The organism is Streptomyces sp. NPDC048172, assembly GCF_043202595.1.
Lineage (GTDB): Bacteria > Actinomycetota > Actinomycetes > Streptomycetales > Streptomycetaceae > Streptomyces.
Genome location: NZ_JBIDAT010000004.1, coordinates 267,699 through 290,503 on the forward strand (window position 1 = coordinate 267,699; position 22,805 = coordinate 290,503).

Below are 22,805 nucleotides of genomic sequence, written 5' to 3' on the forward strand. Positions count from 1 at the left end.
ACTGCGACGCACCGCCAGGGGCAGCCCCTGCCCAGGGCCTCTACCAGTCGCCGAACTCGTCCGCGTCCTCGGAGAGGTCCGCGCCGAGGGCCTCGGTGAGGGCATCCACGATGCCGGCGTCGAGGGTCGTGGCGGCGGCATGGTCGACGGTGCCGCCGAAGCCCGCGTCGCCGACCGCGACGCTCACCGTGTACTGCCCGTCGCTCGCGTCGAGCAGGTACGTGCCGAACGACCACTCGTCGCCCGTGCCGGGCGTGCCGTCGGGGCGGCGTACCTCGGTGGGGGTGCCGTCGGGGCGGAAGCCGAAGTCGGTGAAGCGGAACTGCATGCCGAGGCCGATGGCCTTGCTGTAGGCCTCCTTGAGGGTCCACAGGCGCAGGAGCGCGGCGTCGCGCTCCTCCAGGGGCATGGCCTCGATCAGTTCGGTCTCGTTGGCGGTGCAGAGCTGGCGGCCGAGTCCCGGGCCGTAGAGCGAACGGTCGCTGCGTTCGGCGTCCACGCCGATCACGCCGCCCGTCGCGAGGCCGACGAGCAGCAGCTCGTCGGTGTGGCTGAGGCTGATCTGCACGCCGTCGTAGCCGCGCAGATAGGGGCGGCCCGTCGGCGTGTAGCCCAGCTCGATGTCCTGCGGGGCGACGTGCAGCACCGAGGCCGCGGCGAACTTCAGCAGCACCCGTGAGGAGGCGAAGCGCGTGCGCAGTCCCGGGTGCGTGAGGTCCAGGAAGCGGGCCCAGTCGCGGCCCAGCAGGGCCCGCAGCCGCGGGTTGCCCGCGCGCTGCGGCTGCCAGTCGCCCAGGTGGGCGTAGAGCACGACCGTCGCGTACCGGTCGAGGTCAGCGCGGACTCGGTGCCAGTCCCCCCGGGGACCCGAGATCATGATCGGTGCTCCGAAGGTGCGCCCGTGAGGCGTCCTCCCAGGAGCCGTCATCGAAGTCCTCCAAGCTGTGTCGGAGCGTGCCCAGCACATCGGCGGCGGTCGCGCCGTCGATCACCCGGTGGTCGAAGGTGAGGCCGAGCCGCATGACGGGCGCGGGTACGACGTGGCCGTCGCGGACGACGGCCCGTTCGGCGATCTGCCCCGCGCACACGGTCACCGCCGTGCCGCCCGCCGAGTGGAAGCCGTCCACGGGGCGGTGTCCGAGCGAGCTGACCGAGACGGTGCCGAAGATGTCGGGGCGCCGCCGAGGGTCGCGCAGGGCCGCGCCGAAGAGCGCCCGCCCGAGGAGGGCGGGGAGCGTGCCGAGCTTCAGGACCCGCTGGAATTCGGGGAGTTCGGCCGCGTACCGCCCGGCGTAGCGCTCGACGCGCTGCTGGATGGCGGGCAGTCCGGCGGACTCCAGGCCCGGTACGAGCGCGGAGAGCACGGTGCGTTCGGCGTCCGGACCGACCGGGCGGTCCAGGGCGAGCTTCGCCGTGACGCCCTCGAACCGTACGGTCCGGGGCGCGCGCAGCGGCGCGGGCCAGGGGGTGGCGGCGACCGCGTTGGCCTCGGGGTGCCGGGCGAGGGCGCGCCCCGTGGCGTACAGCAGATAGCTCACCACCGCGTAGCGCTCGCCTCTCTCCCGCGCGGCGGCCCGGTGCCGCTGGACGCGGGTCATGTCGACCTCGGTGTCCAGGTGCACCGGGCGCTGCCGCGCGGCCCACTCCAGGAAGTAGAGGGTGTGGCGGCGCCGGCGCTCGGCGAAGACGGTGCTGCCGAGGCCGCTCGTCCCGCTCACGCCGTGACCGCCAGGTCGTAGATCTCCTTCAGGCTGCGGGCCTCCAGCACCTTCCCCACGGGCACGGAGCGGCGCAGCTCGGACTCGACGGCGGTGACGACCTTCAGCAGGTAGAGCGAGTCCCACTCGGGCAGGTCGTCGAAGTCGGCGGAGAGTTCGTCGGTGCCGAAGGAGACGCCGAGTTCGTCGCTGACGATTCGGGCGAAGTCTTCCAGGGTCATAGGTTCTCCAGGGTCACAGCTTCTCCAGGGCGAAGCCCGCTTTGATCCACTTGCTGGACTCGATGGCGACCGCCAGTGCGCGTTCTCCCGTGGCCATGTGCTCCAGGAGCTTCTCGGTCTGCAGGAAGGGCAGCGCGTTGCCGTTGTTGCCGGTGTCGGCGACGCAGGAGATCTCGCGGGCCGAGGGGACGTCGAGCTCTCCGGTGATACGCGCGGTCATGCGGCCGGAGAGCTGCGGGGGCAGGAGGTAGTGGAGGTCCTCGGCCTCCCAGTCGAGGTCGCCGAGGAGTTCCCAGAGGATCTCGACGGCCATGACGGGCACGGCCTCCTCGATGGCCTTGTAGTCCTCGCGTACGGCCTGCCGGTCGTCGTAGCGGTCGGCGAGGCCGAACCACTCGATGACCTGGCCGGGTTCGCGGCCCAGCCCGGTGAAGCGGTTGAGCACGCGGCGCAGGGCCACCCGCTCCCCCGCGGGTTCGCCGGTGACGACGGCCGCTCCGGCGCCGTCGCCGAAGAGCACGAAGTTCACGATGTCGCCGGGGGCCGCGCCGGACAGGTCGCGGTCGAGGTCGAGGTGCTTGCTGCACACGTCGCCGCCGATGACGAGGCCCGTGCCGTACTCGCCCGAGGCGATCATGGTGCGGGCCAGGCTCAGCGCCTGGACCGCGCCCGCGCAGCCCGACTGGAGCTGGAAGGTGGGCACCTGGTCGAGGCCGAGCTGGTCGGCCACGTGGTTGACGGTGGCGGGCATCAGGGTGTCGGGGGTCGCGGTGCCCAGCACGACGAAGTCGATGTCCTCGTGGCCCGGCCCTGGACCGTCCAGCGCCCGCGCCCCGGCCTGCGCGCACAGGTCGGCGAGCGACCAGCGGACGGTGCCGGTGGCGAGGTCGCGGGCGAAGTGGCGGGTCTTCGTGCCGATGAAGACCTCGATCCACTCCTCGTTGACACCGAGCGCCTTGGCGAGCGCCGCGTTGTCGACGGGGTCGCCGGGCAGCGCGGTGCCGACCGAGGCGAGGTAGGCGGGGGCCTCCGCCGGGGCATGGTGATTCACGCTGTCTTCTCCTCCTTCTCCGCTCCATCCGCGTCCCGGCCGAGGTATTCGCCGAGGAAGTCCGCGAGGTCGCCGACGGTGGCGAGCTGGGGCAGCAGGTCCTGGACGGTCAGCGCGGCGGTGCCGCTCAGCCGCTCCTCCAGGCGGGTCTTGAGTTCCATGATCATGACGGAGTCGAAGCCGAGGTCCTCGTAGAGCCGCAGCGAGGGCGAGAGCTCCTCGACGGCGTAGCCGCCGACCTGCGCGATCGCCTCGTACACCACGGTGGCGACGGGGTCGCCCTCCGGCGGCCTGTCCAGCGTCAGTACGCCGGTGGGTGCCGCCTTCTCCTGGACGGGTGCGGCGGGTGCCGGGGGCTCCTCGGACCGCGCCGTGGCGTCCCGGCGTACCGGCTCGCGCGTCCAGTAGCGGTGCGCGGCGGAGAACGCGTAGGGCGCGAGCGGCAGCGCGGTGCGCTCCCGTGCGGGGTACGCGGCCTCCCAGCGCGGGTCGACCCCGCCCCGGTACAGCTCGGCGACGGCCTCGGCGAGCCGCCGGGCCCCGGACTCCCCGTCCTTGACGGGCAGTACGGACGCCGGGCGTATCCCGCGCGTCCCGCGTGTGCCGCCCGCGGGGCCGCCCAGGTGCGCCGTCATCGACAGCAGGACGGGCTTGGGGCCGATCTCGACGAGATGGCTGGGCCCCTCGGCGAGCAGGCCGCCCGCGGCGTCCGCGAACAGGACGGGCGCGCGCACGTGCTCGGTCCAGTACGCGGCGTCCAGCGCCTCCCCTTCGGTGAGGAGGCGGCCGCGCAGCGTCGAGTGGAAGGGCAGCCGGGGCACTCCGCCGCCGGCCTTCTCGGCCTCGCGCGCGAAGGGTTCGAGCATCGGGTCCATCAGGGGCGAGTGGAAGGCGTGCGAGACCTGCAGCCTGCGCGTACGTACGCCCGTACCCGCCAGCTCGCGTTCGATCCGGCCGAGCGCGGTCAGCTCGCCGGAGAGCACGCAGGCGCGCGGCCCGTTGAGCACGGCGAGGTCGATGAGCGGCTCGTCGGCGACGCGGTCGCGCAGCGCGTCGGGCCCGGCGAGCACGGCCAGCATGCCGCCGCCGGACGGGAGTTGCTGCATCAGCCTGCCGCGGGCCGCGATCAGCCGCGCGGCGCCTTCGAGGGTGAGCGCGCCCGCGAGACAGGCGGCGGCGAACTCGCCGACGCTGTGCCCCAGCAGCAGCCCGGGCTCCGCGCCCAGCTCGGTGAGCGTGCGCCCCAGCGCGTAGCCGACGGCGAAGAGCGCGGGCTGCGCGTACGCCGTGCGGTGCACGTCCTCGTCGCCGTCCAGGAGCTGGTCGCGCACGGAGCGCCCGGTGTGCGGGAGCAGCGCCTCGTCGGCCTCGTCCAGGAACCGGCGGTAGAGCGGGGACTCGCGGTACAGCCGCGCGGTCATGCCCGCGTACTGCGAGCCCTGCCCGGTGTACAGGAACGCCAGCCGGGGCGGCCCCGGGGGCTGGCCGGTGAGCTGGGCGAGCGCGTCGGGCGTCTCGGCGGCCTCGCGCAGCGCCCCGGCCAGTTCGGCGCTGTCGTCGGCGGCGACCGCGAAGCGGAGCTGGTGCCCGGCCTTGACGCGGTTGCTGGTCCAGCACAGCGGTCCCGCGGGCTGCTTGCGCGCGGCGACGGCCTCGGCCTGGACCCGCAGATTGCGGGCCACGGCGTCGGCCCCCGGCGCGGTGAGGGTGAAGATCCCGCAGCCGATGCCGGTCGCTTCGGTCTCCTCCTCCGCTCCGTCACGCGGTGCCGTACGCACGGCGGGCGCCGATTCCAGCACCGCGTGCGCGTTGGTGCCGCCGAGGCCGAAGCTGCTGAGCCCGGCGAGCGCCGTGCCGCTGAGCCGCAGCGGGGCCTTCAGCAGCCGCAGTCCGTGCTCGCGGAGCCTGAGCTGCGGGTTCTCCTTGGCCGCGTAGCGGCTGGCGGGCACGGTCCTGTGGTGCAGCGCGAGGGCGACCTTGATGAGCCCGGCGATCCCGGCGGCGCCCTCGGCGTGGCCGAGGTTGCCCTTGACCGAGCCGATGGCCATCGGGCGCGCGCGGCCCCTGTGGTGGTGGCCGAGCGCCTTGACCTCCATCATGTCGCCGAGGACGGTGCCGGTGCCGTGCGCCTCGGTGAAGACGACGTCGGCGGGGTCGCAGCCCGCCCGCGCGTACGCGGCCTCCAGCACGTCCTGCTGGGCCCAGCGGCTGGGCGCGGTGATGCCGTTGCTGCGCCCGTCCTGGTTGACGGCGGTGCCGCGGACGACGGCGTAGATCCGCTGCCCGTCGGCGCGCGCGTCGGAGAGCCTGCGCAGCACGACGGTGCCGACGCCCTCGCCCCTGCCGATGCCGTTGGCACCGGCGGCGAAGGGCTTGCAGCGGCCGTCGGGCGCGGAGAGCCCGGCCTGCGTGTAGAAGATCGACAGGGCCGGGGTGAGCGCGACGTTGACGCCGGAGGCGAGCGCGGTGTCGCACTCCCCCGACAGCAGCGCGTTGCCCGCGAGGTGCACGGCGACCAGCGACGAGGAGCAGGCGGTGTCGACGGCGAGGCTGGGGCCCTTGAGGTCGAGGTGGTAGGAGATCCGGTTGGCGGTCATGCAGTAGCCGTTGCCGGACCCGGCCTGCGCCGTCACCCGGGCGTAGTCGGTGAGGTGGAGCTGCGCCCACTCGTTGCCCATGATCCCGACGAACACCCCGGTGCGGGACCCGGCGAGGGTCTGCGGGGCGGTTCCGGCGTCCTCGACGGCCCGCCACGCGGACTGGAGCAGCAGCCGCTGCTGGGGGTCCATGGCGGCGGCCTCGCGGGGCGAGATGGTGAAGAACTCGTTGTCGAAGGCGTCGGGGTCGGCCATGAAGCCGCCCTCGGTGGTGTTGCTGCTGCCCTCGGCGCCCGCTTCCTCGGAGTGGAACTCGCGCGCGTCCCAGCGCTGCCCCGGCACCTGGCCGACGCCGTCCCCCGAGCGCATCAGCAGGTCCCAGTAGGCGCCCGTGTCGGGCGCCCCCGGGAACCGGCAGTCGACGCCGACGATGGCGACGGCGTCCTGGGGGACGTCGGTCATCAGACGGCCTCCGACGTGGCGGCGGCGAGCTCCTCGCGCAGGTGCGCGGCGAGCGCGCCCACCGTCGGGTAGTCCCACGCCACGGTCGGTTCGAGGATGACGTCGAAGTCCTCCTCGATGTCCCCGCACAGGCTCAGGGCGGCCACCGAGTCCAGTCCGTACTCGGCGAGCGGGACGGTGGGGTCGATCTCGGCGGGCTGCCGCTTGAGGTACAGGGCGATGCGCTCGGCCAGCCAGGTGGTCAGCGTCTCGGCGGTGTGTCCTGCGGCCGGAACGGACATGATTCGCACTCCTCGGCAAGGGTCGTCACAGCGGACGGATCGGGCTCGGGTCGGGCTCGGTTCGGGCTCGGATCGGGCTCCGGCGGGCGGTTCAGCCCGCCAGAGGTGTGTTGTAGAGGTCGTAGCTCGCGTTTTCCTGGAACCGGCGCAGAACCTCCTCGTGGACACGGGGTTCGGCCTCGGCGGGCAGGTCGGGCGGGCGGTGGCCGAGCCGTCGCGACAGCCGGTGCAGCGCCGCCGCGAGCCAGGCCGGGTCGGCGAGGAACGGGTCGTCGGCCGGCGCCGCTGCCGCCTGCCGCCACACGCCGATCGCGGAGGCCGCGGCGAGCAGCACCGCGTACCGGTCGGCGAGCGCGAAGGAGGCGGGCCGGGCGAGGGCCGTACGGTCCTCCGGCGCCAGCGCGAGGGCCTCCTCCTGGACCTGCCGCAGCTCGTCCATCATCTTCAGCGCGATGCCGTGCGCGGCGCGCTCCACGGGGGTGCCGCTGGGCAGTTCGTCGACGGCGGCGACGAGCGAGGCGCTGAGCCCGTCGCGTCCGCTGGCCAGCGTCAGCCCGTCGAAGGAGACCTCCGGCAGGTCCTCGCGGGGCCGGAACAGCGCGTCGGGCGCGGGGTCCCCGGTGAACCAGGCGCGGCGGGCCAGCCTCGGGAGCTGCGGGATGATCGTGGCCTGGCAGGCGGCGGAGCCCGCGTGCCCGAGGCTGAGCACCGGCAGGTCGCGCACGTGCTTCTGGAAGATCCCGAACTCGCCCTCGCGGACGTAGAACCGGGCGCCGAGGACGATCGACAGCTCGTTCATGGCGTCCGAGAGCATCCTGGGCACCAGGTACTTGACGGCCGCCGCGTAGACGCTGGTCTCGTCCGGCAGCAGGTGCACGGCGCGGGACCCGGCGAGCGAGAGGCTGTCGCAGACGAGGAGGTCGAGGAAGGCCCCGGAGAGGGTGGCCTTGGCGTGCGGGATCTCCATCACGGAGCGCCGGTAGAGCTGCCTGCCGAGCGCGAAGCGGACGACGGTGCGCAGGCTCGTGTCGGTCGCGCCGAGCGCCATGCCGGGCACCGCTGTGCGGGTGATCTGGAAGGCGCGCAGGGCGAGTTCGACGCCCTGGCCCAGCTCGCCGACGAGCGCGTCGGACGGCAGCGCGCAGTCCTCGAAGTGCAGCCCGGACAGGTGGCAGCCGCGGACGCCGACGGCGTCGTAGCGGGGCAGCACCCGGTAGCTGGCGGCGTCCAGGCCGCCGCGCTCGGCGAACATCACCGAGTGGCTGCGGCTGCCGGGCTTGTCGCTGGTGCGGCTGAAGAGCACCCAGGCGGCGGCCCGGTCGGCGTTGTTGATGACCTGCTTGGTGCCGTTGAGCCGGAAGCCGTCCCCGGTCGGGGTGGCCTCGAACTCGTTGCGGACGAAGTCGTTGCCGTGCGCCAGCTCGTGGTACGCGACGGAGACCTTGCCCCCGTCGAGCAGCAGCCGCGCCAGCCGCTCGCGCTGCTCGGCCGTGCCGCAGGTCCACAGGTTGACACCGGCCATGAACGAGGTGACGCCGTAGCCGAGGCCGAGGGCCACGTCCCGGCGGAACACCTGGCGCATGACGCGCACCAGGTTGTCGATGCGCTCCAGCCGGCCGCCGTGCGCGCGGGGGACGAAGTCCGAGTTGAGGACCACGTCGTCCAGCAGCCGCTCACCCGGGGTGAGCATCTCGCCTTCCTCGTCGGCCTCCAGGACGCGCGCGTACGACACGTCGCCCAGGGGGTCGGCCGGGTCGCCGAGGACCTTCTCCAGCTCGGCGATACGGGCGACGACGCGCTCCTCCTGTGCCGCGATACCGATCGACATGGGGTCCTCTCAGCTCTCTCCGGCGCGCGGGCCGGTCGTTCCATGGGGCGTCCGCTGGGGCAGCAGGGAGAACAGCGCGCCCTCCCGGCGGGCCGCGCGCAGACGGGCGAGGAGTTCCTCGTAGGCCGCCGGGTCCCCGGCGGCCGGGTCGCCGAGCCGCGCCAGCAGCCGGTCGAGCGCGGCGCACAGCCACAGCCCGTCCCGCCACAGCGCCCCGGTGGGCCCCTCGGCCGCCGCGTCGGCGCTCCCCGTCCACAGGCCCAGGCAGGCGGCGGCCGCGTAGCACTGGGCGTAGCCGCGGGCGGTCGCGAACGCGGCCTCCGGCACCTCGGCGAGGGAGTCCTGGTGGGCCGCCATCCGCTCGTGCAGCTCGGCGGTCCGCTCCAGCACCCGGCGGGCGCGCGCGGCGGCGCCCTCCAGCGCGGGCCGGGCCGCGGCCCGGCGCTCCAGTTCGGCCACCGAGCGCGGCAGCGAGGCGATGACGCCGCTGCCGCGCCGGGCCACCAGCGACAGCAGCGCGGGGTCGAGGGGGCGCAGCGGGGCGCACAGGTCGTATGCGGCCGCCGCGCCCTCGCCGTCGCCGGTGCCGCGCCGGTAGCCGCGCACCAGCGAACGGAACTGGTTCACCAGTGAGTTCAGGTTCACCAGCGTGTTGCCGTCGAAGAGGCCCACGATCCGGTGGTCCCGCTCGACCTTCTGGAACCTGCCGTCGGCGTAGACGCCCTTGAGGAAGGCGCGCGCCCCCAGCAGCCGGGTGAGGTCGCCGATGACCGTCTCGGTGCCGCTGGGCAGCAGGTACTTCACGACGGCCGAGGTCAGGCTCATCTCGGCGGTCTGGGTGTGCACGGCCCTGGAGGCGACGACCGCCAGGCCCTCGTGCAGCAGGACGTCGGCAGCGCAGGCGGCCAGCGTGCGCCGGGCCTGCGGCAGGTCGATCAGCCGGCGCCCGTACAGCTCGCGCTCCTCGGCGAAGTCCAGGCCGAGGGCGAGCGCGTGGTCGGCGGCGCCGAGCGAGAGGGAGGCGCACATGGTGCGGGTGAGCTGGAGGGCCTTGAGGACGGTCTCGATGCCGCCGCCCTCGGCGCCGACGAGCGCCTCGGCCGGTACGTGCGCCCCGTCGAAGGCGATGCCGGAGATGTCGGCGCCGCGGATGCCGTGGGTGTGCACCTTCGGCACGTGCTGGAAGGTGCCCTCGGCCAGCCGCCGCTTGTCGACGAGCAGCACGCTGAAGCCGCGCGGCCCGCCCTCCGGGGCCGTGCGGGTCAGCAGGGAGAGGAGGGTGCCGCGGGTGGCGTTGTTGATGAGCCACTTCTCGCCCGAGACCGACCATCCGCCGCCCTCCCCCGCCTCCCGCGGCTCCCCGCGCACCTCTCCGGCGAGCAGGTCGCTGCCGTGGGCGCGCTCGGTCAGCGCGAGCGAGGCGGGCAGCCCGGCGCGGACGGCGCCGCCGAGCGAGGTGGCCTGCTCCGCCGTGCCGGAGACCCAGACGCACACGGTGCCGAGGTACGTCTTACCGTGCCCGATCGCGACCGTCAGATCGCGCCGGGCGACCGTACGGGAGAGCTGGAGGAGCTGCTCGTAGTCGCGCAGGCTGCCGCCGTGCTCGACGGGCACGTAGTAGCCGGACAGCCCCCACTGCTCCAGGAGCGCGCAGATGGCGGCCGGGAACTCCTCCTTCTCGTCGAGCTCGACGCAGCGCGCGTACGAGAACTCCTCGGCCGGGTCCCGGGGGTCGCCGAGGAACCTGTCCAGGTCCTCGGCGAGCCGGTAGGGCGGATGCTCCATGTCAGACCACCGGCTCCAGCGGGCGGTCGGTGGCGTCGGAGACCAGCTCGCGCACGGCGGGCTCCAGCACCTCGTACAGCGGCGTGATGGCGCCCTCCAGGAAGAGCTTGCGCATCGCGGTCCGCTGGATCTTGCCGCTGGTGGTCTTCTTGATGGTGCCGGGCCGCACCAGGACGACGTTGCCGGCCGGGATGTTGAACTCCATGCCGATCAGCCGCTGCGCCCCGGTGGCGACGGTCCGCAGGTCGGTGCTGACGGCACTCGTCCGCACCTCCTGCAGCACGACCAGGTGCTCGCGGTCGGTGTCCACGGCGAAGACCGAACCGGCGCCGATGCCCAGGGACTTGTCGCTGGACTGGACGGCGCGCTCGATGTCCTGCGGGTAGAGGTTCCGCCCGGCGAAGATGATGATCTCCTTCAGCCGTCCGGTGACGTACAGCTCGTCGCCCTCGAAGACCCCGAGGTCCCCGGTGCGCAGCCAGCCGCCCTCGCCGTCGCGGATGTGCGCGTCGAAGATCTCCTTGTTGGTCAGCGGCCGCTTCCAGTAGCCGCTGGCGACGCTGTCGCCCTTGACCCAGATCTCCCCGACCTGCCCCTCGGCCCGCTCCTCGAACGTGTCGGGGTCGACGATCCGCACGTCGAAGTCCTTCACGGCCCCGCTGCTGACGAGCTGCCGCGTGGGCGCCTGCTCGCGCGGCTCGGCGATCTCGCCCCGCTCCAGTCCGGCGGCGTCCACGTCCCGTACGACGGGGCGGGTGCCGCGCGGCACACCGGAGATCAGCAGGGTGGTCTCGGCCATGCCGTAGCAGGGGAAGAACGTCTCCGGGCGGAAGCCGACCTGCTCGAACCGCTTGGTGAACGCGCGGATCGTCTCCGCCCTGATGGGCTCGGCGCCGTTGCAAGCCGCCTGCCATGTCGACAGGTCGAGATTCTCCATGTGCGCGTCGGTGACGCGGCGCAGGCACAGGTCGTACGCGAAGTTGGGGCCGCCGCCGATCGTCACGCCGTAGTCACCGATCATCTGGAGCCACCGGTAGGGCCGCTTCAGGAACGAGACGGGCGACATCAGCGCCGCGGAGCCGCCGAGGTAGAGCGGCTGGAGGATGTGCCCGATGAGCCCCATGTCGTGGTAGAAGGGCAGCCAGCCGCCGTACCGCGAGTGCTCGTTCGAGCCCACGGAGTTCTGGATCGCGGCCTGGTTCGCCAGCAGGTTGCTGTGCGAGACCATCACGCCCTTGGGCTCGCTCGTGGACCCGGAGGTGTACTGCAGGAAGGCGAGGCTCTCCGGCGCGATCTCCGGCTCGGTCCACGCGGCGGCGTCCCCGTAGGGCCCCTGGTCCGTCGCCAGGCACAGCACCTCGGTCATGCCCTCGGCCGCCAGCCACGCGGCGATCTCCGGCGCGTTGCCGGTGTCGGTCAGCACGGCACGGGCCTCCGCGTCGCGCAGGATCCCGGACACGCGCGCGAAGTGCTGGCCCTGCTCGGTCGGGAGCGGCGCGGGCACGGCGACGGCCCCCGCGTACAGGCACCCCACGAACGCCTTCACGAACGCCGTCCCCGGCGGATACAGCAGCAGCACCTGCCGCCCCGCCGCGCCGTTCGCCTGGAGCCAGGACGCTATCCGCTTGGCCTCCTGGTCGAGCGAGGCGTACGACAGGTGCTCCGGCGTCGAGCCGCTGGCGTCGTCGGGCAGAAAGATGAACGAGTCCTCGCCGCCGAGCGCTTCTGCTCGCGCGAGCACGAGTTCCGTGAACGTGCGGAAGCCTGTGCTAGTCACGTCGTTCCCTGACCTCTCAGACGAGGATGTGGCGGACACCTAGACCCTCCGGGACGGGCCTAAGGCTTCGGTTGTGTGCCGTATGTCCGGAGACCGGCTCAGGGGCTGCCCCTTGCCCTGCGTTGCCGGGTGCGGGTGCGCTGTGGCTGAGCGCGCAGTTCCCCGCGCCCCTGAGGCGCCCCTGCGGGGCGCCCCGGGGCGACGGACGGGCTCGGCCCCGCCCCCCCTCCCGGGGGCCCGGGGGCGGAGCCCCCGGTTTCGGGAAGGGGCGGGGCAGGGGAATGAGCCCGCACCAGGCGCCTCTCCGGAAGCTGGTCAGAACTCGGCCGTCAGCGTGACGTGTTCCGGGATCGGCGGCAGCGCGGCCAGCTCGTGGGTGAACGTCAGGGTGCCGTCCGGGCTCTCCTCCGTCAGGGCGAAGCCCTGCGTGGGCCAGAAGTCGCGGTAGCGGGTGTTCTTGGCGGTGGGGCGGTATTCGGCGTGCGCGCACCGCGCGCCCGACTCCTTCGCGTGACGGAGCAGCGCGGACAGGGCCGCGTCCTCGATGCCGCGCGCGAAGACGCGGCAGCTCAGCAGGGCGTTGTCGATCCACAGCGCCCCCTCCGTCCAGCGGACGAAGACCGCGCCCACCACGCCGTTGTCCCCGAAGCGGTCGCGGGCGCGGATCGCGAGGGCCTGTGAACCGTCCGTTTCGCGGACGCGCTGGACGTCGGTCTGCTGCAGCCTCCGCGTGGTGAGGTTGAACTGGTTGGTGCGGAGCGTGATCTGCGCGAGGCGCGCGACCTCGTGGTCCCGCGCGGGCGAGAACTCGACGCGGACGTCGAGGCCGCGCAGGTACTCCTCCATCGAGCCCGTGTTCTCCCGCAGGTCGGCCCGCTCGGCGTCGGAGCGGTACTGCCCGGCGCGCAGCCGGTCCTCCGCCGTGAGCTCGCGGACGTCGAACCAGCCGTCGGCGAGGAGCCGTTCGGCGTGGAGCGCCGGTTCCTCGTCCAACGGGACCACCGCGACCTCGGGGAGGCTCCCGGCGACCAGGCCGCGTTCGAAGGGCGAGTCGTCGGCGAAGACGAAGCTGTCGACGCCGAGGTTGAGGCGGTCCGCCTGGTCCCGGAGGTTGCCGTCCTTGGGCTGCCAGTTGGCGGTGACGCGGACGAAGTCGTCCTCCTTCAGGACCATGTCCGGGTGGGACCGGAGAACCTCGCGCACCGGAGCCTCGTCGTTCTTGCTGCAGGCCGTCAGCAGCACGCCCTGCGCCCCCAGCTGCTTGACGACGCGCTGGAACGTGCGGAACGCCTCGCCCCGGTACGTCGTCGCCGCCGCGATGCCCTCGGGGCCGTCGTCGCCGAGGATGCCGTCCCACAGGGTGTTGTCGAGGTCGACCGCGAGGACCTTCTTCGTACGGCCGCGCAGGGTGCGGGCGAGGTGGCCGATCTCGCGGGCGTAGCGGCCGAGGAGCTCCTCGCCGAGCTGGACCTTGGCGTAGGCGGCGAGGCGGGTGTCGCGGACCGGGCCGCCCTCGGCGATCAGGGGGTCGAGGTCGACGACGTGCAGCCGGGGGTGGTGGGTCGTGAGCCGCAGCAGGCCCGCGTTGAACTCCCGCCAGACGACGCCGAGTTCGGCGCGCGAGCGGTGGTCGGCGAGCTGCGCGGTGTGGAAGCGCAGCAGCGGCAGGGTGTTGAGGACCAGCGTGCCCGGCGCGTGGGTGGCGTGCTGCGCGGCCAGGTGGCCCAGCAGCTCCAGTTTGGCGGTCGTGGCCTCCGTTACGTCCTCCACCCGCCAGGGGACGGGGAGTTCGCCGAAGACCACGTCGGCGTCGAGCACGCACAGGGCGAGTTCGGTGCCGTCGGCGTAGAGCGCGCTGCCCGTGTCGCGCAGCTCGCGCAGCCACGCGTCGTGGTCGCCGACGGTGGCGCGCAGGGGGATGCCGTGCCGGGCGAGCTGCGCGGTGAGCGGCGCGGTCAGCCCGTCGAGGGTGCCGTGTCCCGTGACGGCGGCGGTGAGGGGGACGGTGCCGGGGTGCCGTTCCTCGATCTCCTCGACGGGTACGCGCGCGAGCAGGCGTCCGGCGCGGGCCAGGTCGGCTGGGTCCAGCTCCGCCAGGAGTCCCGGCACCGCGGGGTACTCGACGGCGAGCTTTCCGGTGGTGTGGAGCTCCCTCAGCCGCTCCAAAGCAGGTGCTGCCACGGTGTCGTCCTCACTCCTGACGGCGGGGGTGGTGTCGGTGGACACCGGGCAGCGTCACCGCGGGGGCTTAAGGGCCGCTTGCGCAACCCGGGCTTTAGCGCCCGCCGTGACCTTCGTCGCACCGTACTTTCCCCACTTTCCCCGGAGGACGGAGAGGCAGGGCGATGGAGGAATCCCTGGAATCGCAGGTCTGCGTCGTGGGAGGGGGACCCGCGGGGCTCGCTCTCGCTCTTGAGCTGGCGAGGCGGTCCGTCGACGTCACGGTGGTCGAGCAGAGCGGGCGGTTCGACCGCTCGTTCCGCGGGGAGTCGATCTCGCCGGACTCGGTGTGGCTGCTGCAGCGGATGGGCGTGCTGGAGCAGGTGCGCGGCAGCACCCTGGAGACGCGCCGCCTGGAGATCGGAGAGCGCGGCAGGACGGTGCTGGCCGCCGAGTTCGGCGACTTCGACCTGCCGAGCCCGTACCCGATGGAGCTGCCGCAGCCGGTGATGCTCGCGGCGCTCGCCGAGCAGGGCCAGGCGCTGCGCGGCTTCCGGCTGCTGCGCAAGGCCACGGCCACAGGGCTGCTGCGCGCGGCCGACGGCCGGGTGACGGGCGTCCGCTGCAAGGGCCCGGACGGCGAACTGGACGTGCGCGCCGCCGTGACGGTGGGCGCCGACGGCCGGTTCAGCAAGGTCCGCGAGATGGCGGAGCTGCCGTACGAGAAGACGCCGCTGGAGCGGGACTTCGTCTGGTTCAAGGTGCCGCGCCCCGAGGTGTGGGACGCGCACACCTACCGCGTACGGATCGTGGAGGACCGGCACGGGCTCTTCATCCCCACGGTCCCCGACCTGATCCGGATCGGCTTCAACATCCCCAAGGGCGGGCTGCGGGAGCTGCGCAAGGAGGGGCTGCCCGCGCTGCACGCCCGTATCGACGAACTGGCGCCCGAGGTGTCCGAGGGCGTACGGGAATCCGTCACGCGCTGGTCGGACACCTCGATGCTGGACATCTTCACCACGGTCGTCCCGCGCTGGTCGGCGCCGGGCCTGGTGCTCATCGGCGACGCCGCGCACACCCTCACCCCCGTGCTGGGGCAGGGCGTCAACCACGCGATCACCGACGCGGTCGTGCTGGCCGGGCTGCTCGCCGAGGCGAGCGACGCGGGCGACGCGGGCGACGAGCGCGCCGCGCTCGACCGGGCCGGGGAGACCTTCCAGCGCGGACGGCAGGCCGCCGTGGACCACGCGCGGCTCGTCCAGCTGCGCCAGGAGCGGGCCTTCGCGCTCTCGGGGCCGCTGCCCTCGCTGCTGCGCCGCACCGGCTACCGGCTGGTGAACGGCAGCTCCCGGCTGAAGCGGAAGGTGCTCTCGGGCGTCTACTACCCCCTCCAGGAGGCCGCCGCGAGCGGCTCCCGGGCCGTGGAGACCGCGCCCGTGCCCGCCGTGCTCCCCCTCCCCTCCGAATCCGAATCCGGCTCCAACTCCGGCTCCGACTCCGCGAAAGGAACGCGACGATGACGGACGACGGCGTGCTCCCCTACCCCTTCGAGCGGGCGCCCGGCCTTGAGCAGTGCCCGATGTACGCGAAGCTGCGCGAGCAGTGCCCGGTGGCCGAGGTCCGGATGCCCAGCGGGGACTCGGCGTACCTGCTGACCTCGTACGAGGACGTACGCACCGCGCTGTCCGACCCCCGCTTCAGCCGCGCGGCGACGCTGGAGGAGGGCGCGCCCCGGCTCGCGGCGGCCCCGCAGCGCTTCAAGAGCCTGCTGAACATGGACCCGCCCGAGCACACGCGGGTGCGCAAGCTGGTGTCGCGCGAGTTCACCGCGCGGCGGGTGGCGGCGCTGCGGCCGCGCGTGCAGGAGCACACGGACGCGCTGCTGGACGCGATGGAGCGGCAGAGCCCGCCCGTCGACCTGGTGCCCGCGCTGGCGTTCCCGCTGCCGGTGACCGTGATCTGCGAGCTGCTCGGCGTGCCGTTCGAGGACCGCGAGCAGTTCGGCGCCTGGTCGAGCGTCTTCCTGGCGACGACCTCCCGTACGAAGGAGGAGATGCTGGCGGCGCAGGCGGGCCTGCGGAACTATCTGGCGGAGCTGGTCGCCGCCAAGCGCGAGGACCCGGGCGAGGACCTGCTCTCGGCGCTGGTCTCGATCCACGACGAGGACGAGGACCGCCTCCAGGAGGAGGAGCTGATCTTCCTCGGCATCTCCCTGCTCGTCGCGGGCCACGAGACGACCGTCAACCAGATCGCGAACAGCGTGGTCTCCCTGCTGACCCACCCCGAGCACCTGGAGCGGCTGCGCCGCGAGCCGGAGCTGCTCGGCAACGCGGTCGAGGAGCTGCTGCGGCTGCACCCGCCGGGCGACGAGGCGCTGCTGCGCATCACGACCGAGGACGTGGAGCTGAGCGGCGGCGTCACGGTCCCCGCGGGCAGCGCCGTGCTGGCGGGGCTCAGCTCGGCGAACCGGGACGGCCGCCAGTTCGAGCGCCCGGACGAGGTCGACTTCGACCGGCCGACGAACCCGCACTTCGCGTTCAGCCACGGCCCGCACTACTGCCTGGGCTCGGGCCTCGCGCGGCTGGAGCTCCAGATCGCGATCGGCTCGCTGATCGCCCGGTTCCCGACGCTGCGCCTCGCGGTGCCCGTCGAGGAACTGCGCAGGCCCGAGGGGATGCTGGTGCACGGCATCACCTCACTGCCGGTGGCGTGGTGAGGGGCATGACGACGAGGGGTGTACCGGCGTTCTTCTCGCGGCGGATCGCCAGCGGCATCCATGTCGCCGCGCCGCCCGAGCAGGTGTGGGACGTGCTCGCCGACTTCGCGCGCTTCCACGAGTGGAACCCGTTCCTCGTGGAGGCCGCGGGGCGCCCGGAGCCGGGGACGCGGCTGAAGCTGCTCTTCCGGCTGCCGGACGGCGGCATGGAAATGGTCTTCCGCCCCACGGTGCTCGCCGCCGAGCGGGGCCGGCTGCTGCGCTGGCGGGGCCGGTTCGGGATGCCGGGGATCTTCGACGGCGTGCACTCCTTCGTGCTGACGCCCCGCGCCGGGGGCACGGACGTGCTCCAGAGCGAGGACTTCTCCGGCGCCCTGGTGCCGGTGCTCCGCTCCGTCATCACGGCCACCGAACGGGGCTTCGCCCAGCTGAACACCGCGCTCAAGTCCCGTACCGAGCCGCAACGCGTCCTTTAGTCCCCGGCGCGACCGTGGACCCGCCCAAGCACATCCAAGAGTGAGAGGCGGGGGACGATGCACGACGGTGAGGATCTGGAGACACAAGTCTGCGTGGTCGGCGGCGGCCCGGCGGGGCTGACGCTCGCGCTGGAACTCGCGCGCCGCTCGGTGCGGGTCGTCGTGCTGGAGCAGAGCGCGCGCTTCGACCGCTCGTTCCGCGGCGAGTCGGTCTCCCCCGACTCGGTCTGGCTCCTGGACCGGCTCGGCCTGCTGGAACGGCTGACCGACGACTACCAGCAGATGCGGCGCATGGAGATCCAGGACGCGGGCCGCACCGTGCTGCGCGCCGACTTCTCGACGTTCCGCTACCCCTATCCGTACCCGGTCGAGATGCCGCAGCCCGCGCTGCTGACGGCACTCGCCGAGGAAGGCGCACGACTGGACGGCTTCACGCTGCTCCAGCGGGCCACCGCGACGGAGCTGCTGCGCGGCGGGGACGGCCGGGTCACGGGCGTACGCGCGCGGACGCGCGAGGGCGAGGTCACCGTGCGGGCCGCGCTCACGGTCGCCGCGGACGGGCGCTTCAGCAAGATCCGCGAGATGTCCGGGCTGCCGTACAGCAAGGCGCCGCTGGAGCGGGACGTGGTGTGGCTCAAGCTCCCGTTCCCCACCGAGTGGGACGACCGTACGTACCGGATCCGCATCGCGGGCGACCAGCACGGGCTGTTCATCCCGACCCGGCCCGACAGCGTGCGCGTGGGCTTCAACATCCGCAAGGGCGGCCTGCGCGAGCTGCGCTCCCAGGGCCTCGACGCGCTGTACGAGCGGCTGGACACGCTGGCGCCCGAACTCTCCACGGCCGTACGCGAGAACGTCCGCGCCTGGTCCGACACCTCCATGCTGGACATCTTCACGACGACGGCCCCGCGCTGGTCGATCCCGGGCCTGGTGCTCATCGGCGACGCCGCGCACACCCTCACCCCGATCCTGGGCCAGGGCGTCAACCACGCCATCATCGACGCGGTGACGCTGGCTCCGCTGGTGCGGGGTGCCTTCGAGGAGGGCGGCGGTACGGCTCCGCTCCTGCGGGCCTCGCGCGAATTCCAGTCCGCGCGAGAGGGCTCGATCCGCAAATCCCGCTCGCTCCAGCTCCGGCAAGAACGCCTCTTCGCCCTGAGCGAGCCGATTGGCGGTGCCTTCCGCCGTGCCCTCTACACCTCCGTGGGGCGCAGTCCTCGTCTGACCCAGCGCGTGTTGGCCCGCGCCTACTTCCAGTTGCAGAAGCCTGGCCCGCACCGAGTGCCGGTGGCTGCTGCGTAGGGGCTGCCCCTCTCCGTAGTTCGCAGTCTGCGGGTGCGTCGTGGCTTGTCGCGCAGTTCCCCGCGCCCCTGAAGCCGCCCCTCCGGGGCGCGCTTCGGGGCGCCCCGCCGTTCGGGGCGCCCCGTAAGGGGCGCGGGGAACTGCGCGAGCGGGCACGACGCACCGGCAGTCCGCGACGCACGGGCAGGGGCAGCCTCTGCCCGGCACGCAAGGCAACGGCCCCGGCCAAGAGAGGCCGGGGCCATACGTGCTGGGGGCCTACCAACTCACCGGCAGCCTCTCCAAGGCATGGACCATCATTCCGGTCGTCATCCGGAGTGCGGACACGTCCTCGGCGAGGCGCAGTCCGGGGAAGCGGGCCAGCAACGACGAGAGCACGATCTGGAGCTCGGCACGAGCAAGCGCGGCCCCCAGGCAGAAGTGGGCGCCATGCCCGAAGGCGAGCTGGGACGTGGCCGAGGGGCGCGCCGGGGCGAAGACGTCCGGCGGAAGCTCGGTGAAGACGGACTCGTCACGGTTCGCGGAGCAGATCGCGGCGAGCACGGCGCTCCCCCGGGGGATGAACGTGTCGCCGACGGTCACGTCCTCCAGGGTGACCCGCAGGGGACCGCCGTCCCCGATGGGATTGATCCGGAGCAGCTCCTCGACGGCGTGCTCCATCGCCTCGGGCCGCTCCCGGAGCGCCGCGAGGTGCTCCGGGTGGCGCAGCAGGGTCAGCACACTGGTGCCGATCATGCTGACGGTCGTCTCGTGCCCGGCGACGAGGAGCGTGATGCCCATCGTGATGAGCTCGGGCTCGGAGAGCCGGCCCTGTTCGTCGCTGGCGACGACGAGGGCGCTCATCAGGTCGTCGGCGGGCTCCTCCCGTTTGCGCTGGATCAGCGCGCCGAGGTAGGAGACCATCTCCGCGCGGCGGGAGGCGACCTCCTCGGGCGTGTGCGAGGTGAGCGAGACGAACGCGTCGGACCAGTCGCGGAAGCGGTCGCGGTCCTCGAAGGGGACGCCCAGCAGTTCGCAGATGACCATGACGGGCAGCGGGAAGGCCAGCAGGGTGTTGAGGTCGGCGGGCGGGGAGGCCTTCTCCATCCCGTCGAGCAGCCCGTCGGTCAGCTCCTGGATGCGGGGCCGCATGTTCTGCACGCGGCGCGCGGTGAACTCCCGCGAGACCAGCTTGCGCAGCCGCGTGTGCTCGGGCGGGTCCATGGTGAACAGGCCGCCCGCCATGGGCGGGTTCCTGGAGAGCTGGGGCGCGCCGGGCGCCACGGTGGCGGCCCGGCTGAAGCGGGTGTCGGCCAGGACGGTACGCACGTCCTCGTAGCGGCTGGCGACATAGCCCTCGTCGCCGCTGGGCAGCCGGACGTGGGCGACGGGGCACGTGGCCCGCAGCTTCTCGTACGTGGGCGGGACCTCCACGGCGGAGGGGCGGTGGAACGGATAGCTCAGCTCGGGCTCGGTCACGCGGTCTCCCTCTGAAGGTGCGGGTCAGGCGGCGCCGTGCAGCGCCCGGTACTGGCGGCGGTGGACGAGGCGGCCCACGACCGGCCACAGGAGCCGGACCGGCGGCGGCAGCCGGCGCATGTAGTCGGCGCGCTGCTGGTCGTCGGCGGAGGCGAGGAGTTCGCCGAGCATGTAGATCTGCTTGTTCTTGGGCACCGCGTCCCGGCCGCGTTCGCTGAGCCGGTCCCACTCGCGCTGGGTGAACCGGCCGTGCACCAGCGGGAGGACGAGCTTCTCCTCGTCGTCCAGGTGCTCGGCCAGCGCGGGCGTCATCGTGGCGACCGCGGCCGCGAGCCGGTCGCCCGCCTCGGGTGCGGCCGACTCGCGCCACACGGGCAGCAGGCGCTCGATCTCCTCCAGGTCCTCGGCGATCCGCTCGTGCTGCTCCTCCATGCGGCGCATGGTGGTGGGCGGCACGTCGGTGTCGGAGTTCAGCCGGGGCCAGACGATCTCGTCCTCGGCCTTGTGGTGGTCGTCGAGCATGTGCAGCAGCCCTGCCAGGTGGGCGCCGACCGTGCCGGCGCGGGCCTTGTCCCCGGCGGGGACGCGGCGCACCAGGCCCGGCACGGCGGCGAACTCCTTGCGGAAGAGCCGGTGCGCGAGGACCAGGTCGGTGGTGTTGACCTGCGCTGCCCCGCTCTCGCGTGCCTCACTCATCGGACGGACACCTCCGGTTTTCCGGGCTCGTCGGCGTCGGCATCGGCGTCGGCGTCGGCATCGGCCGCGGCGGCGCGCTCACCGTCGTCATCCGGGTCCCGCGCGGGACGCTCCGGCGGCGGCGCCTCGCTCTCCATCTTGTCCAGCCGCAGCGCGGTGTGGAGCCGCCGCAGCGGTCCGGGCAGCCACCAGTTGGCGCCGCCCATGAGGGCCATCAGGGACGGTACGAGCAGCGCCCGTACGAGCGTGGCGTCGACGAGCACGGCGAACGTCGCGCCGAGGCCCAGCTCCTGGATGAACACCAGCCGGGAGAGGGCGAGCGCGCCGAGCGCGACGCTGAAGAGGATCGCGGCCGAGGTCACGATGGCGCCCGTGCGGGCCAGCCCCTCCTTGACGGCGGCGCGGTCGTCGCCGAGGCTCGCCCGCGCCTCCTTGATACGGCCGAGGAGGAAGACGTTGTAGTCGGTGGACAGGCCGAAGGCCAGCGCGAAGACGACGACCGGCGTGGTCACTTCGACGCCCGGCTGCGCGGCGAAGCCCAGATTGCCGTCCTGGAAGGCCCAGACGAGGAATCCGAAGGCGGCCATGGTCGTGAGCGCGTTCATCACCAGGGCCTTGACGGGCAGCACCAGCGAGCCGGAGAACGCGAAGAGCAGCAGCAGGGTGACGACGACGAGCACGGTCAGCGCCAGCGGCAGCTTGTCGGCGATCGAGTCGCGCTGTTCCAGGAAGTCCGCGGTGACGCCCGTGTAGCGGGCCTTGTGCGGTGCGTCGAGCGCCTGCACGTCGGTCGCCGCGTTCTTCGCGGTGTCGCCCAGCGGGTCGCCCTGGAGCACGGCGTCGATCTCCCAGTGCCCGGCGTCCAGGCGCTTGGGCTCGGCGACCGTCCGGACGCCGTCGACCGCCGCGACGCGCTCGGCGTACGCGGCCAGCCCCTGGTCGCCCCGGGTGTCGAGGACGATCTGGAGCGGCGAGGTCGTCGGCTCGGTGTAGTCGCGCTCCAGCTCGTGCGCGAGCTGCCCGGCGCTGACGTCCTTGGGCAGCGTGGTGGCGTCGACCCCGGTGAAGCGGATGCCGGTGACGGGCGCGGCGATCAGCAGCAGCACGGCGGCGGCGCCGACGGCGACGACCGCGGGGCGGCGCATCACGGCGGAGGCGATGGCGCTCCAGCGCTTGCCGGCCGCGTCCTTGTTGGCTTCCTTGCGCTGCCAGCGCTTGGGGGACAGCGCGTTGACGCGCTGCCCGAGCGCGGCGAGCATCGCGGGCAGTCCGACGAGCGCGAAGAGCGCGGACGCCGCGACGGTGATCACTCCGGCGAGGCCCATGGAGCGCAGGTACGGGTGCGGGAAGACCATCAGCGCGGCGAGCGCGGCGGCGACGGTCAGCGCGCTGAAGAAGACGGTGCGGCCCGCGGTGGCCAGCGTGCGGCGCAGCGCGGCGACCCCGGCCCCGGTGGCGGCGATCTCCTCCCGGTAGCGGGAGACGATGAGCAGCCCGAAGTCGATGGACAGGCCGAGGCTGAGCGCGAACGCGAGGTTCAGGGACCCGCTGGAGACCTGCATGGCCTCGGTGGCGATGCGCAGTCCGGCCAGCGTCAGCAGCAGCGAGAGCAGCGCGCCGACGACCGGCACGCAGGCCGCGACGACGCCGCGGAAGACCAGGAAGAGCAGGATGAGGATGACGGGGGTGGCGAGGCCCTCGGCCATCGCCAGGTCCTTGTTGGAGACGTCGGCGACCTGCACCTGGCCGGGTGTGGGCCCGCCCAGCAGCGTACGGTCGCGGAGCGCGGGATCGGCGTCGATCGCCTTCTGCAGCTCACGCTCGGCGTCGATGGTCGCCTTCTCCTCCATGGAGCCGACGTTGCCGATCACGACGGTGCTTCCGCCGTCGCGCGCGATCAGGCCCTTGCCCGCGGGATCCGCGTAGTCGACGACCTGCTTGACCTCGGAGCGGGAGCGCAGCAGCTTCTCCGCGGCGCGCACCGCCTCGGGGCGCGGGTCACCGGCCTTCAAGGGCGTGCTGGTATGGATGAGCAGCGCGTAGCCGCGCAGGGAGTCGACGCCGGTGGCGTCCTGGATGATGTCCCTGGCGACCAGGTTCTCCCCGTGGGGATCGTAGTAGTCGGCGCGGCCGTTGGTGAGCGCGCTGTTCACGGTGGCACCCACCGCGCCCGCGAGCAGAGCGGCAAGCGTCAGCAGCAAGAGGGCGATTCGCCGTCGGCGGTGAAGCACGGTGCCTAAGGATGCGAGCATGCCCCGCATTGTCGTGGCGCCGACT

At 73.1% G+C, this 22,805-nt stretch carries 17 protein-coding genes; 4 read left to right on the forward strand and 13 right to left on the reverse strand.

Annotated elements, in window-relative coordinates; translation table 11 throughout:
- Positions 1-40: 40 nt before the first annotated feature.
- The 10 genes from ACGF3A_RS18985 to ACGF3A_RS19030 form a co-directional block, all read right to left on the reverse strand.
- Positions 41-877 (reverse strand): 4'-phosphopantetheinyl transferase family protein, encoded by an 837-nt coding sequence (locus ACGF3A_RS18985; protein WP_393731191.1) that lies wholly within the window; start codon positions 875-877, stop codon positions 41-43.
- The gene (locus tag ACGF3A_RS18990) at positions 834-1,718 is read right to left on the reverse strand and encodes a 2-oxo acid dehydrogenase subunit E2 (protein ID WP_393731193.1); all 885 of its coding nucleotides are present in this window, start codon (positions 1,716-1,718) and stop codon (positions 834-836) included. The genes ACGF3A_RS18985 and ACGF3A_RS18990 overlap by 44 nt, the downstream gene beginning before the upstream one ends.
- On the reverse strand, positions 1,715-1,939 hold the full coding sequence (locus tag ACGF3A_RS18995; RefSeq protein ID WP_393731195.1) for a phosphopantetheine-binding protein: 225 nt from the start codon (positions 1,937-1,939) through the stop codon (positions 1,715-1,717). The genes ACGF3A_RS18990 and ACGF3A_RS18995 overlap by 4 nt, the downstream gene beginning before the upstream one ends.
- 13 nt (positions 1,940-1,952) lie before the next feature.
- A complete protein-coding gene (locus tag ACGF3A_RS19000; RefSeq protein WP_393731197.1) occupies positions 1,953-2,990 on the reverse strand; it encodes a 3-oxoacyl-ACP synthase III family protein in 1,038 nt (345 codons plus the stop codon).
- Positions 2,987-6,049, reverse strand: a complete 3,063-nt coding sequence (locus tag ACGF3A_RS19005; protein ID WP_393731198.1) for a type I polyketide synthase — start codon at positions 6,047-6,049, stop codon at positions 2,987-2,989. Before ACGF3A_RS19005 ends, ACGF3A_RS19000 begins: the two co-directional genes overlap by 4 nt.
- Complete coding sequence (locus ACGF3A_RS19010) at positions 6,049-6,330, reverse strand: acyl carrier protein (RefSeq protein ID WP_393731200.1); 282 nt, start codon at positions 6,328-6,330, stop codon at positions 6,049-6,051. The genes ACGF3A_RS19005 and ACGF3A_RS19010 overlap by 1 nt, the downstream gene beginning before the upstream one ends.
- Positions 6,331-6,421: 91 nt before the next feature.
- Positions 6,422-8,158, reverse strand: coding sequence for an acyl-CoA dehydrogenase family protein (locus tag ACGF3A_RS19015; RefSeq protein ID WP_393731202.1), 1,737 nt, complete (start codon positions 8,156-8,158; stop codon positions 6,422-6,424).
- Between the two features lie 9 nt (positions 8,159-8,167).
- Positions 8,168-9,943: an acyl-CoA dehydrogenase family protein gene (locus tag ACGF3A_RS19020; RefSeq protein ID WP_393731204.1), complete on the reverse strand. Its 1,776-nt coding sequence runs from the start codon at positions 9,941-9,943 to the stop codon at positions 8,168-8,170.
- Position 9,944: 1 nt separating this feature from the next.
- Positions 9,945-11,720 (reverse strand): fatty acyl-AMP ligase, encoded by a 1,776-nt coding sequence (locus ACGF3A_RS19025; RefSeq protein WP_393731205.1) that lies wholly within the window; start codon positions 11,718-11,720, stop codon positions 9,945-9,947.
- A 315-nt stretch (positions 11,721-12,035) separates the two neighbouring features.
- A complete protein-coding gene (locus ACGF3A_RS19030; protein WP_393731207.1) occupies positions 12,036-13,901 on the reverse strand; it encodes an HAD-IIIC family phosphatase in 1,866 nt (621 codons plus the stop codon).
- A 164-nt stretch (positions 13,902-14,065) separates the two neighbouring features.
- Here ACGF3A_RS19030 and ACGF3A_RS19035 point away from each other — a divergent pair, with 164 nt between their 5' ends.
- The 4 genes from ACGF3A_RS19035 to ACGF3A_RS19050 are packed head-to-tail and all read left to right on the forward strand — an operon-like array spanning position 14,066 to position 18,374.
- Positions 14,066-15,400 (forward strand): FAD-dependent oxidoreductase, encoded by a 1,335-nt coding sequence (locus tag ACGF3A_RS19035; protein ID WP_393731209.1) that lies wholly within the window; start codon positions 14,066-14,068, stop codon positions 15,398-15,400.
- Positions 15,397-16,596 (forward strand): cytochrome P450, encoded by a 1,200-nt coding sequence (locus ACGF3A_RS19040; RefSeq protein WP_393731211.1) that lies wholly within the window; start codon positions 15,397-15,399, stop codon positions 16,594-16,596. Before ACGF3A_RS19035 ends, ACGF3A_RS19040 begins: the two co-directional genes overlap by 4 nt.
- 5 nt (positions 16,597-16,601) lie before the next feature.
- Positions 16,602-17,072 (forward strand): SRPBCC family protein, encoded by a 471-nt coding sequence (locus tag ACGF3A_RS19045; RefSeq protein WP_393731213.1) that lies wholly within the window; start codon positions 16,602-16,604, stop codon positions 17,070-17,072.
- A 57-nt stretch (positions 17,073-17,129) separates the two neighbouring features.
- Entirely contained in the window at positions 17,130-18,374 is a 1,245-nt protein-coding gene (locus ACGF3A_RS19050) for an FAD-dependent oxidoreductase (RefSeq protein WP_393731215.1), read from the forward strand.
- Positions 18,375-18,632: 258 nt separating this feature from the next.
- Here the strand turns inward: ACGF3A_RS19050 and ACGF3A_RS19055 are convergent, their stop codons facing one another.
- Genes ACGF3A_RS19055 through ACGF3A_RS19065 form a run of 3 tightly spaced genes read right to left on the reverse strand, consistent with a single transcriptional unit; the run spans position 18,633 to position 22,780 of the window.
- Positions 18,633-19,832 carry a cytochrome P450 gene (locus ACGF3A_RS19055; protein WP_393731217.1) on the reverse strand — a complete coding sequence of 400 codons (1,200 nt, stop codon included), beginning with the start codon at positions 19,830-19,832 and terminating at the stop codon, positions 18,633-18,635.
- Between the two features lie 24 nt (positions 19,833-19,856).
- Positions 19,857-20,528 carry a hemerythrin domain-containing protein gene (locus ACGF3A_RS19060; protein ID WP_393731219.1) on the reverse strand — a complete coding sequence of 224 codons (672 nt, stop codon included), beginning with the start codon at positions 20,526-20,528 and terminating at the stop codon, positions 19,857-19,859.
- Entirely contained in the window at positions 20,525-22,780 is a 2,256-nt protein-coding gene (locus ACGF3A_RS19065; RefSeq protein ID WP_393731221.1) for an MMPL family transporter, read from the reverse strand. Before ACGF3A_RS19065 ends, ACGF3A_RS19060 begins: the two co-directional genes overlap by 4 nt.
- Between the last annotated feature and the right edge of the window lie 25 nt (positions 22,781-22,805).

What these genes read in the sequence shown, in the direction of transcription:
- ACGF3A_RS18985 (WP_393731191.1), bottom strand. Translation starts at nt 877, where the DNA reads ATGATCTCGGGTCCCCGGGGGGACTGGCACCGAGTCCGCGCTGACCTC.
- ACGF3A_RS18995 (WP_393731195.1), bottom strand. Translation starts at nt 1,939, where the DNA reads ATGACCCTGGAAGACTTCGCCCGAATCGTCAGCGACGAACTCGGCGTC.
- ACGF3A_RS19005 (WP_393731198.1), bottom strand. Translation starts at nt 6,049, where the DNA reads ATGACCGACGTCCCCCAGGACGCCGTCGCCATCGTCGGCGTCGACTGC.
- ACGF3A_RS19010 (WP_393731200.1), bottom strand. Translation starts at nt 6,330, where the DNA reads ATGTCCGTTCCGGCCGCAGGACACACCGCCGAGACGCTGACCACCTGG.
- ACGF3A_RS19015 (WP_393731202.1), bottom strand. Translation starts at nt 8,158, where the DNA reads ATGTCGATCGGTATCGCGGCACAGGAGGAGCGCGTCGTCGCCCGTATC.
- ACGF3A_RS19020 (WP_393731204.1), bottom strand. Translation starts at nt 9,943, where the DNA reads ATGGAGCATCCGCCCTACCGGCTCGCCGAGGACCTGGACAGGTTCCTC.
- ACGF3A_RS19035 (WP_393731209.1), top strand. Translation starts at nt 14,066, where the DNA reads ATGGAGGAATCCCTGGAATCGCAGGTCTGCGTCGTGGGAGGGGGACCC.
- ACGF3A_RS19040 (WP_393731211.1), top strand. Translation starts at nt 15,397, where the DNA reads ATGACGGACGACGGCGTGCTCCCCTACCCCTTCGAGCGGGCGCCCGGC.
- ACGF3A_RS19045 (WP_393731213.1), top strand. Translation starts at nt 16,602, where the DNA reads ATGACGACGAGGGGTGTACCGGCGTTCTTCTCGCGGCGGATCGCCAGC.
- ACGF3A_RS19050 (WP_393731215.1), top strand. Translation starts at nt 17,130, where the DNA reads ATGCACGACGGTGAGGATCTGGAGACACAAGTCTGCGTGGTCGGCGGC.
- ACGF3A_RS19060 (WP_393731219.1), bottom strand. Translation starts at nt 20,528, where the DNA reads ATGAGTGAGGCACGCGAGAGCGGGGCAGCGCAGGTCAACACCACCGAC.
- ACGF3A_RS19065 (WP_393731221.1), bottom strand. Translation starts at nt 22,780, where the DNA reads ATGCTCGCATCCTTAGGCACCGTGCTTCACCGCCGACGGCGAATCGCC.